Origin of the sequence: Mesobacillus jeotgali, from assembly GCF_002874535.1 — a bacterium.
Lineage (GTDB): Bacteria > Bacillota > Bacilli > Bacillales > Cytobacillaceae > Mesobacillus > Mesobacillus jeotgali.
In genome coordinates this window covers 2,741,418-2,752,663 of record NZ_CP025025.1, presented here as the reverse complement: position 1 = coordinate 2,752,663, position 11,246 = coordinate 2,741,418, and the positions used below count along the sequence as shown (strand labels likewise).

Genomic DNA, 11,246 nt, shown 5'->3' with positions numbered 1-11,246 from the left:
GAAGTCGTAGCAACTTTGAACAAAATCAGAGGAAAAAGAAGGAAAGCTGTCAGAAGTCATAGCAACTTCGCACAGGTTGAGAGAATAAAGCAGAAAAGCTGTCAGAAGTCGTAGCAACTTTGAACAAAATCAGAGGAAAAAGAAGGAAAGCTGTCAGAAGTCATAGCAACTTCGCACAGGTTGAGAGAATAAAGCAGAAAAGCTGTCAGAAGTCGTAGCAACTTTGAACAAAATCAGAGGAAAAAGAAGGAAAGCTGTCAGAAGTCATAGCAACTTCGCACAGGTTGAGAGAATAAAGCAGAAAAGCTGTCAGAAGTCGTAGCAACTTTGAACAAAATCAGAGGAAAAAGAAGGAAAGCTGTCAGAAGTCATAGCAACTTCGCACAGGTTGAGAGAATAAAGCAGAAAAGCTGTCAGAAGTCGTAGCAACTTTGAACAAAATCAGAGGAAAAAGAAGGAAAGCTGTCAGAAGTCATAGCAACTTCGCACAGGTTGAGAGAATAAAGCAGAAAAGCTGTCAGAAGTCGTAGCAACTTTGAACAAAATCAGAGGAAAAAGAAGGAAAGCTGTCAGAAGTCATAGCAACTTCGCACAGGTTGAGAGAATAAAGCAGAAAAGCTGTCAGAAGTCGTAGCAACTTTGAACAAAATCAGAGGAAAAAGAAGGAAAGCTGTCAGAAGTCATAGCAACTTCGCACAGGTTGAGAGAATAAAGCAGAAAAGCTGTCAGAAGTCGTAGCAACTTTGAACAAAATCAGAGGAAAAAGAAGGAAAGCTGTCAGAAGTCATAGCAACTTCGCACAGGTTGAGAGAATAAAGCAGAAAAGCTGTCAGAAGTCGTAGCAACTTTGAACAAAATCAGAGGAAAAAGAAGGAAAGCTGTCAGAAGTCATAGCAACTTCGCACAGGTTGAGAGAATAAAGCAGAAAAGCTGTCAGAAGTCGTAGCAACTTTGAACAAAATCAGAGGAAAAAGAAGGAAAGCTGTCAGAAGTCATAGCAACTTCGCACAGGTTGAGAGAATAAAGCAGAAAAGCTGTCAGAAGTCGTAGCAACTTTGAACAAAATCAGAGGAAAAAGAAGGAAAGCTGTCAGAAGTCATAGCAACTTCGCACAGGTTGAGAGAATAAAGCAGAAAAGCTGTCAGAAGTCGTAGCAACTTTGAACAAAATCAGAGGAAAAAGAAGGAAAGCTGTCAGAAGTCATAGCAACTTCGCACAGGTTGAGAGAATAAAGCAGAAAAGCTGTCAGAAGTCGTAGCAACTTTGAACAAAATCAGAGGAAAAAGAAGGAAAGCTGTCAGAAGTCATAGCAACTTCGCACAGGTTGAGAGAATAAAGCAGAAAAGCTGTCAGAAGTCGTAGCAACTTTGAACAAAATCAGAGGAAAAAGAAGGAAAGCTGTCAGAAGTCATAGCAACTTCGCACAGGTTCAGAGAAAAACGAAGAAAAGCAGTCAGAAGTAGGAGCAACTTTGAACAGGTTCAGAGGAGAAAGCAGAAAAGCTGTCAGAAGTCGAAGCAACTTCAGACAGGTTCAGAGGAAAAAGAGGAAAAGCTGTCCGAAGTAGAAGCAACTTCGAACAGTTTCAGAGGAAAAAGAGGGAAAGCTGTCAGAAGTCTTATCAACTTCGCACAGGTTCAGAGAATAAAGCAAAAAAGCTGTCAGAAGTAGGAGCAACTTTGAACAGGTTCAGAGGAAAAAGCAGAAAAGCTGTCAGAAGTCGAAGCAACTTCAGACAGTTTCAGTGGAATAAGTGGAAAAGCTGTCAGAAGTCAGAGCAACTTTGAACAGGTTCAGAGAAAAAAGCAGAAAAGCTGTCAGAAGTCTTAGCAACTTCGAACAGATTCAGAGAAAAAAGCGGGAAAGCTGTCAGAAGTCTTAGCAACTTCGCACAGGTTCAGAGAAGAAAGCAGAAAAGCTGTCAGAAGTCGTAGCAACTTCGAACAGATTCAGAGGAAAAAGAGGGAAAGCTGTCCGAAGCAGTAGCAACTTCGAACAGATTCAGAGAAAAAAGCAGGAAAGCGGTCAGAAGTCTTAGCAACTTCGCACAGGTTCAGAGAAGAAAGCAGAAAAGCTGTCAGAAGTCGTAGCAACTTCGAACAGGTTCAGAGGAAAAAAGAGGGAAAGCTGTCAGAAGTAGGAGCAACTTTGAACAGATTCAAAGGAAAAAGAAGGAAAGCTGTCCGAAGCAGAAGCAACTTCGAACAGATTCAGAGAAAAAAGCAGGAAAGCTGTCAGAAGTCTTAGCAACTTCGCACAGGTTCAGAGAATAAAGCAGAAAAGCTGTCAGAAGTCGTAGCAACTTTGAACAGATTCAGAGGAAAAAGAGGGAAAGCTGTCAGAAGTCTTAGCAACTTCGCACAGGTTCAGAGAATAAAGCAGAAAAGCTGTCAGAAGTCGTAGCAACTTCGAACAGGTTCAGAGGAAAAAAGAGGGAAAGCTGTCAGAAGCAGAAGCAACTTCGGACAGGTTCAGAGGAAATAGGAGAAAAGCTGTCAGAACTCCCCAGGATGACTTCAGTCGGAAGGGCTTCGAAATGCTATCTATTCTCCACTATGTTAAAATGGCATCATTCCTGAAAAATATAAAGGGGTGGGAATGTGAAAATTGTATCAATTGAACCAACGCCAAGCCCGAATACGATGAAGATTAATCTGGATGAAGAACTTCCTATGGGCAAGAGCAATAACTATAAAAAAGATTCAGTGGCCGGAGCACCGGAAGTCGTAGTGAACATACTGGATATTGATGGGGTAAAAGGGGTTTACCATGTTGCCGATTTCCTCGCAGTCGAAAGAAATGCGAAATATGACTGGAAAGTAATCCTTCCTGAGGTTAGAAAAGCTTTCGGAGAAGATGCAGAAGAATCAGGGGATGGTACACCTGAAATCAATGAACATTATGGGGAAGTAAAAGTCCTTGTGCAAGTATATAAGGGAATTCCAATGCAGGTAAAACTGAATGATGGCACAGAAGAGAAGCGCTTTGGACTGCCAGAATCCTTTGTGAAAAAAGTAGGTGAGGTACAGACTCCGGAGGATAATGTTGTCATGGTCCGCAGGTGGAAGGAACTCGGAGTCCGATACGGGGATTTCAATCAGGTAGGAAATGATGTAGTGGAAGAGCTTTTAGCGGCATATCCTCCTGAGAGGCTGGATGAGCTTGTGAAGCTGGCTAAAAATCCGGAACAGGAAGCTCAAATAAAAGCAGCGAAGAAAAAAATCACCATAACAGTAGCAGATCTTGAAAATCCAGATTGGCGGATAAGGTACCAGCTTCTTGAGCAAATGGATGATCCAACTATTGAGGACTTGCGGGTGCTTGAAAAAGCTCTTCAAGATGAGAAAGCATCCATACGCCGCTTGGCCACCGTTTACTTAGGAATGATTGAGGACAAAAAGGCCCTGCCATTGTTGTACAAAGCTTTGAACGACAAAACGGTTACTGTTCGCAGGACAGCAGGTGACTGCTTATCTGACCTGGGTTTTTCGGAAGCAATGGATGAAATGATGGAAGCCCTCAAAGACCCAAGCAAGCTTGTACGCTGGAGGGCGGCGATGTTCCTCTACGAAGTTGGAGACGAAAGGGCACTGCCAGCTCTAAAGGGCGCTGAAGGTGATCCTGAATTCGAAGTGAGCATGCAGGTGAAACTGGCGATTGCCCGTATTGAGCATGGTGAGGAGGCAAAAGGCTCAGTTTGGAAACAAATGACTGAAGCTAGAAAACAATAAAAAGACTATGAAGCACCCTGGATGATCTTAGGACATCTTGGGTGCTTTTTTGTAAAAACATATCCTTCGCGGTGCTATGGTCCTATTAACCTTCCCCAAGATAAGAATGTATCCGCTTACTTATTTTTAATAATTAAAATATTTAGATTATTATTGCAATTGCCTCTGAAAAGAGGTAATGTAGTGAATAAAAAATCGGGAGGGACATTCTTTGAAAAAAGATTTAAGAATCAAGAGCCATGTGTTTAGTGATGATGCCAGAAAGGCACCGAACAGGGCCATGCTTCGGGCGGTTGGATTCAGTGACGATGATTTCAGGAAGCCGATGATTGGGATCGCGAGTACTTGGAGTGAGGTTACTCCTTGTAATATACATATTGATAAGCTCGCAGTGAAAGCGAAAGAGGGTGCCAGGGCAGCTGGTGGCGCGCCTCTGATTTTCAACACGATTACTGTATCAGATGGAATTTCGATGGGCACAGAGGGAATGCGCTATTCACTTCCGAGCCGCGACTTAATCGCTGATTCAATCGAAACGGTGGTGCAGGGTGAAAGCCTTGATGGGTTCGTCGCAATTGGAGGTTGTGATAAAAATATGCCTGGCTGCATGATGGCCATTGCCAGAATGGACCTTCCTGCTGTTTTTGTTTATGGAGGTACCATCAAGCCTGGCAAGGTTGATGGTAAGGATATTGATATTGTGTCAGCATTCGAAGGTGTCGGTCAGTATAACAAGGGTGCGATCGGCGAAGAACAACTCCATAAAATTGAATGCCATGCCTGTCCAGGTTCTGGTTCATGTGGAGGGATGTACACAGCCAACACAATGGCCAGTGCAATTGAGGCCCTGGGTATGAGCCTGCCGGGCAGTTCATCACATCCAGCGGAAACTGATGAAAAGAGGGAAGATTGCTATAAAGCAGGAGAAGTAGTTTATCAAATGCTTGAGCAGGATATCCGCCCAAGACAAATTTTAACGAAGGAAGCATTTGAAAATGCGATTACTGTCGTTATGGCTCTCGGGGGATCCACTAATGCTGTCCTGCATTTAATGGCCATCGCGCATGCTGCTGAAGTCGACCTGACACTGGATGACTTCAACAGGATACAGGAACGAGTTCCCCATCTTGCAGACTTGAAGCCAAGCGGCAAATATGTCATGCAGGATCTTTTTGAGGCAGGAGGCGTTCCGGCAGTCATGAAACTCCTTCTAAAAGAAGGGATGTTGCACGGTGATTGCCTAACAGTTACAGGAAAAACACTCGAAGAGAACCTTAAGGATTTTCCCGGCTTGAAACCTGGCCAGGAAGTCATCCGTCCTGCAGCTCAGCCTTTTAGAAAGGACGGCCCACTAGTTGTTTTAAAAGGAAACCTTGCACCAGATGGCGCAGTAGCGAAGGTATCCGGCCTAAAGGTGAAAGCCATGACGGGTCCCGCTAAAGTTTTTGATGATGAAGAGTCAGCATCCAAAGCAGTGATGTCCGATGAAATTGTCGCTGGAGACGTACTGGTCATCCGTTATGAGGGGCCAAAAGGTGGACCCGGCATGCCTGAAATGCTGAGTTTGTCAGCGATACTTGTCGGCAAAGGGCTGGGAGAAAGTGTTGCATTGCTGACAGATGGAAGATTCTCGGGAGGCAGCCATGGGCTGGTTATTGGCCATATCGCCCCTGAAGCACAGGTTGGCGGACCGATTGCACTAATTAAAGATGGGGATATGATTACAGTTGATAGTGAACAAAGGCTGATCTCAGTAGCCTTAAGTGAGGAAGATCTGGCTGCCCGCAGGAACAACTGGACTCCGCCGCCACTTCCAAAGAGAGGAGCATTGGCTAAATACGCCAGACTTGTATCTTGTTCCTCCAGAGGCGCGGTAACGGATCTTTTCGAAGGAAAAACAGTATATGAGCCTGTACATTCCTAGAGTGAGACGTTCTTTTATTGCGTTTGGTATAAATTATATAGTATGCTAACACTGCAAACTATCGTTTGGGAGGGAATTATTTATGTCAATGGCATATGAAGAATATATGAGACAAATGGTAAAGCCGATGCGTGAGGAATTGACACGTGCAGGTTTCAAGGAATTGCTTACTGCGGATGAAGTTGAAGAATACATGGAAAATACAGAAGGAACAACGCTTGTCGTTGTTAACTCTGTTTGTGGTTGTGCTGCGGGTCTTGCTCGTCCGTCAGCAACCCAAGCAATTTTAAGAAATGAGAAGAAACCAGATCATCTTGTGACTGTGTTTGCTGGCCAGGACAAGGAAGCAACTGCAAAAATGCGTGAGTACTTCACAGACCTTGAGCCTTCTTCACCTTCAATGGCATTGTTGAAAGGCAAAGAAGTCGTTCATTTCATTCCTCGCCATGATATCGAAGGACAGCCAATGGAAGCAATCATGGATAACTTAACATCCGCCTTTGATTCTCATTGCTAGGCGCTCGTTGGATTTAACAAAGGGAAATTTAATGGACAACTCAAAATAGCATTGAAGTTTTAACACTAAACAGCGATGCTGAAATAGTTCGAAAAGGATGTCTGCGGACGTCCTTTTCTTTGTATACGAATAGTGTCAGGGGGTGTTAGGTTTGTTTGTGACAACAGCAGGCAGGACAAATGAGAATATGACAGCTAAAGCAAGAGCTATAGCCATAGAGCTCAAAGTGGATTTCGTTCCAAGGAAAAAAAGGTCAGTATTGGCAATCCAGGAAATCGTGAAGGATGACTGCCTGGTAGTTGGCAAAGACCGACTTGAGCTTTTTCCGATGGGAGCTACAGAGCCTTTCTTTTTTCACCCGAATTCCGCTATGTTCCGAATCAAAAGATTATTGAAAGGGGAAAGCGATCCTCTCATAGATGCAGCAAAGCTGGAGGAAGGGATGAGTTTTCTTGACTGCTCGCTCGGTCTTGGTTCGGATAGTATCGTAGCTAGCTTTGTTGTAGGTGAGTCAGGTTCTGTCACAGGAATAGAAGCAAGACCGGAGCTCGCATATTTAGTCAAAACTGGACTCAAAGCTTGGGATTCAGGAATAGCAGCCATTGATAAGGCTATGGGCAAAATAATAGTGCTGCAAGGATATTCACTGGAGTTGCTCAAAGCGCAAGAAGACAACAGCGTAGATTGTGTTTATTTTGACCCGATGTTTGATGAATCAATATTAGAGTCAGATGGTATCAGGGGTCTGACCCACTTCGCTGTTTACGACGGGCTCTCACAAGAAGTCATTGGACATGCATACCGTGTTGCCAGGAAACGAGTAATCCTGAAAGACCATTTCAGAAGCAGCAGATTTGATGATTTTGGCTTCGAAGTATACAGAAGAAAAACTGCAAAGTTCCATTTTGGAGTCATAGAAAAAGAATGAGGCAGGACCTCATCCTTGTTGTATGTAACGTACCCGACCATTAATGAAATGGTCCGGAGAATTATTTTTCGTGACGGACAATAAAGAGCTGATTACTGTCCGTCCATTCATTTCCAATTTAATCCGCAATTGCCAAATAGACAAAATAAGCAAGCAATAATAAGCTGGCTGCAACAGCGACCCACTCCATACTTATGACCTCCCTTTTTAACTTCAATTGAAGCCTCTAATATTTCCTTATTACCATTTTTGAAAAATCTGAAACCCTTTGCCCAATTTTACGTATAAACAAGTTATAATAATATTAAGCATATTTTTTTATTATGACCAATTCAGGTTATTACTACACATATGTATATTTAACTTAGACAGATTGATATTTTTACAGAAAATTATTCCTATTTACATAAGGATGTGATCCACATGCCCGCATGGCTGCGCAAATCGCTTGTTGTCGTGATCTCCATGGTTACATTTGGGATGGTGTCTCCTGCCCAGGTTAATGGGTTTCTGACAACAACAACAGAAAGATCTGAAAAATCGACCGCCGCTGAAACAAGTTTCATTGATTCGCTCGATGTCCCCTTAGATGAGGAAGCGGAGAGGGAGATGTTCATACACAGGACAATGATGGAAGCTGAACAACAATCTTTCCAGAAATTTGGTGCGAAAATTGGTCCTGTGATTGAGGATGAATTCAGGCAAAGTATTTTGCCAAACATCGAAAAGGCGATCGAAATGGTAGCTTTCCAGTTTCCCGGAGAAAAGCTGAATTCTCTCCGTATCACGGAAATACCTGGTGGTGGAGAGTCTGAGAAAATATTCCATATAATCGGGGATAATGGAAAGGACATTATCCGATTTCACGTCAGAAGGGACCAGCCGCCAAAGGATGGTTTCTGGTTTAATTTCCATTACCACACTTATCATGATAGCTTCCAGACCCATTACGAGCTCGGCAGAATTTTCTGGGCGAAAAATACTCCGCCTAAATGGAAAAGTTGACGATTAACTTTAGAAAACCGCTGTGTTGAACAATAAAACAAGCATGAATCTCATTTATTTTGGCTGATTTAGGACTTAAATTGAGGAAAACGAAATAAGTTTTTATAGAGGCCCGGCTAATGCTGGGTTTTTCTATACAATTCCTAAGAACCAAAAAAATGGGAGGATCATCTAGAATGGCAGACATATTACAAGGATTTGTTGATACTTATGTCCAGTTTTTCAATTGGGATATGTGGGTTGAGGTTTTAACTGATCCTGTCAGCTGGGGGCTAATCGGGACACTCGTCATCCTCGAAGGGCTTTTATCTGCTGATAACGCCCTGGTGCTGGCTGTGATGGTAAAACACCTGCCGGAAAAACAGAGGAAAAGAGCGTTGTTCTATGGATTACTGGGCGCATATGCCTTCAGGTTCATCGCAATTGGTATAGGTGTTTATTTAATCGAGTTCTGGTGGGTGAAAGTACTCGGCGCTGGTTATCTGGCCTGGCTGGCAATTAAATACTTTATTGAAAAGAGAAAAGGGGAGAGTCAGGATAACGGGGAAGTCGCAGGAATCAATCAGAGCGGCCTGCTGATCAGGTTGTTTGGTACATTTTGGGGTACTGTTGCCGCAGTGGAATTAATGGATATTGCATTCTCTGTGGATAGCGTCCTTGCGGCTTTGGGAATAAGCGAGGAAGTGTGGGTCCTGCTTCTTGGCGGTATGCTGGGTGTCTTGATGATGCGAGGAGTTGCAGGGGTTTTCCTTAGATTGATTGAAAAGATCCCTGAACTTGAGACAACTGCCTACATTCTGATTTTTATTATATCCGCAAAAATGTTTGCTGGCGTCTTTGGCATCCATATAGAGCATGCGTATTTCTTTATTCTGTTGCTGATTACTTTTACGGCAACGTTTGTCGTACACTACTTGAACAAGAAAAAAGCTGAAGCAAGTGAGCAGCAAAAGAATGTCCAATAATGGAACCCAGGAACGGATACAGGTCTGTTCCTTTTTTTTTTACCTACATCGAACATGATATCTATTTTTCGTGGTAATCGGTGATTTCTCTTACTGTCCTCCTGACAAACAAGAATATGCAGGCAAATGATACATATATGAGTAAAAAGGTGGCTGTGAAGTGGAGTAAAGGGGAGGCTGCCGGAATGATTAAGACAGTGAAGATAAGTGAATAGAATAATAGATCAACTAATACAAGATGTCCCGAACACATAGCCTGGCTAACCTTGCGTAACTCCAACCGCAGATCTTCAATAGGCTCTCTTTTAAAAATAAATCGCATGTGAATTCACCTTCCAGGTTTAAGTATTCATCTATATGCGTGGACAGGAATAAAGGTGAAATTCAGGAATTATGAACTTTCTTGAAACTTTTGATAATGTGGTCCGTACTGCTATTACAAGCCGAAAAGGTATTTCATCTGATATGGTATGATAATTAGTATAATCAGACAATTTAGATCATTGATTTTAGACTATTGTCCTCAGCGGGAAGTGATTCTATGTACCCAACAAAGACCGAATTAATCAAACACTCATTGCCTGTTACATATGACAATTGTTTGGACCTGTTAAATACTTCTTCAAATATGCGTCCTTTTTACAAAAAAGAAGGTCCTTGCACACATATCGGTCAAGTGATAGCCAGGTTCATTGGCATTCCTCATGATGAAGCTGCTTATTATAACCAATTGTATGACTATGTGCATTCGCAAGGGCTAATTTTGTTAAGCGACTCTTCGTTAAAAAAATCAAATGCCCTAAACCATCGTAAATCAATCGAAAAAATTAGCCGATACATCAATGAACCAAACGTATCAATAAAAAGTCTGGTAACACAGCTAGATAAAGAAAAGCTGCTGTTAACTGCAGAACATTACCTGATAAACAGACAAATAAGGGAAGCCGCGATAAAAATGTTTGAACTGTATTCATTTAATGAAAAAGGCGGACTCGAGAACAAGGAGTTTGTTGTGGTTCTTAATGATGTCATTAATTGGATATTCCATCTCAAACACCATATTAAGAAAGCGAATCCCGATGTAGAGATGCCTGCTTTTCTTTGGTATGGGAACTACACGAAAAGTCACCAGTATCTAGTGTACTTTCTAATTGAGCTGGGTTGCGACCTGGTCTCCTTCACACCAGCTGGAAATGATCCTTTATCAATTGCAGAACAGGATAAATTAAAAACTTTGTATCATATATTCCCGAATACCAGTGATCCGGAGCCGTTTCCAGCAGAAAAGCGGATGCAGACTACTACTGTGGCGTTTAGGGCATCTAAGGAAATCGAGAAAATCCTTGACCATGAGGGTACAGTGATTTATAAGCCGTGGCAACTGAGAGAGTACATATCCGATTCGATTACCTTGAAGACAACGTACGACGAATTATTTCTAGTTGGCAGCGAAAAGGCAATGTTCAGGCTGAATTTTGAATTGCAGCATAAGACTGTAAGGATTCCAGTCTTATTTGCCAAGATCAATGGCATGGCTAGTAATCGCCGTGAATATTGGAACCGTCTCCATGGCTTGATCCTTCAGGAAAATAGCCATCTGGTTAAAAGTTTGCCCTTTTCTCCAGGTGCTAACAATGATTTCCGATATCATTATCAAAAGTCATTGGATCATGATGGACTGCTCAATCTGGAAAAAATGACTGGTGCTCATTTTTGGAAATATAGTCATCTGCCTTCTGGTCTTCAAAAAGGCCTGGCTTCAGCAATCAGGAATATATGTGCAGTTCCGAAGCTAAAGCTGAGGAATAGTGAGAAAGAGGATGATGTCAGGGTATATTTATTCAACCAATCAATGCAGATACCGGAGTCGATTCTACAAATGCTTCAGAAATTTGACTACTCACAGCACGTGCCCAAGCTGATTATATTTAACAACCAGCTTAATGGAACACTGACCAGACCAGATGCTGCACTCTTATTGTTATTAAATCAATTTGGAATTGATATAGTGATTTATAATCCAGCTGGTCAAAGTGACATAGAAAACTACATCGATAAAAGCTCCTTTGTATCCCACTGGCTGGAGGAAATAGAATTTGAACAAGAGCTTAAGGAGCCTTCCGTCCTGAAAAAGGTGTTTTTCCAAGGTGTCTCAAAAATCCTAAGGAGAGATTAA

At 42.4% G+C, this 11,246-nt stretch carries 7 protein-coding genes; all 7 read left to right on the top strand.

The window, feature by feature from the left end:
• Positions 1-2,600: 2,600 nt before the first annotated feature.
• The 7 genes from CD004_RS13960 (at position 2,601) to CD004_RS13930 (ending at position 11,246) form a co-directional block, all read left to right on the top strand.
• On the top strand, positions 2,601-3,731 hold the full coding sequence (locus CD004_RS13960; RefSeq protein ID WP_102263324.1) for a conserved virulence factor C family protein: 1,131 nt from the start codon (positions 2,601-2,603) through the stop codon (positions 3,729-3,731).
• 211 nt (positions 3,732-3,942) lie between these two features.
• Positions 3,943-5,655, top strand: a complete 1,713-nt coding sequence (gene ilvD, locus CD004_RS13955; protein WP_102263323.1) for a dihydroxy-acid dehydratase — start codon at positions 3,943-3,945, stop codon at positions 5,653-5,655.
• 82 nt (positions 5,656-5,737) lie between these two features.
• Complete coding sequence (locus tag CD004_RS13950) at positions 5,738-6,172, top strand: BrxA/BrxB family bacilliredoxin (protein WP_102263322.1); 435 nt, start codon at positions 5,738-5,740, stop codon at positions 6,170-6,172.
• 151 nt (positions 6,173-6,323) lie between these two features.
• On the top strand, positions 6,324-7,100 hold the full coding sequence (locus tag CD004_RS13945; RefSeq protein ID WP_102263321.1) for a class I SAM-dependent methyltransferase: 777 nt from the start codon (positions 6,324-6,326) through the stop codon (positions 7,098-7,100).
• A gap of 423 nt (positions 7,101-7,523) precedes the next feature.
• Positions 7,524-8,105 (top strand): YpjP family protein, encoded by a 582-nt coding sequence (locus CD004_RS13940; RefSeq protein ID WP_102263320.1) that lies wholly within the window; start codon positions 7,524-7,526, stop codon positions 8,103-8,105.
• 176 nt (positions 8,106-8,281) lie between these two features.
• Positions 8,282-9,070 carry a TerC family protein gene (locus CD004_RS13935; protein WP_102263319.1) on the top strand — a complete coding sequence of 263 codons (789 nt, stop codon included), beginning with the start codon at positions 8,282-8,284 and terminating at the stop codon, positions 9,068-9,070.
• Between the two features lie 541 nt (positions 9,071-9,611).
• Positions 9,612-11,246 carry a YceG family protein gene (locus CD004_RS13930; protein ID WP_102263318.1) on the top strand — a complete coding sequence of 545 codons (1,635 nt, stop codon included), beginning with the start codon at positions 9,612-9,614 and terminating at the stop codon, positions 11,244-11,246.

Excerpts from the sequence above, each read along its gene's own strand:
- CD004_RS13950 (WP_102263322.1), top strand. The coding sequence starts at position 5,738 with ATGTCAATGGCATATGAAGAATATATGAGACAAATGGTAAAGCCGATG.
- CD004_RS13940 (WP_102263320.1), top strand. The coding sequence starts at position 7,524 with ATGCCCGCATGGCTGCGCAAATCGCTTGTTGTCGTGATCTCCATGGTT.
- CD004_RS13935 (WP_102263319.1), top strand. The coding sequence starts at position 8,282 with ATGGCAGACATATTACAAGGATTTGTTGATACTTATGTCCAGTTTTTC.
- CD004_RS13930 (WP_102263318.1), top strand. The coding sequence starts at position 9,612 with ATGTACCCAACAAAGACCGAATTAATCAAACACTCATTGCCTGTTACA.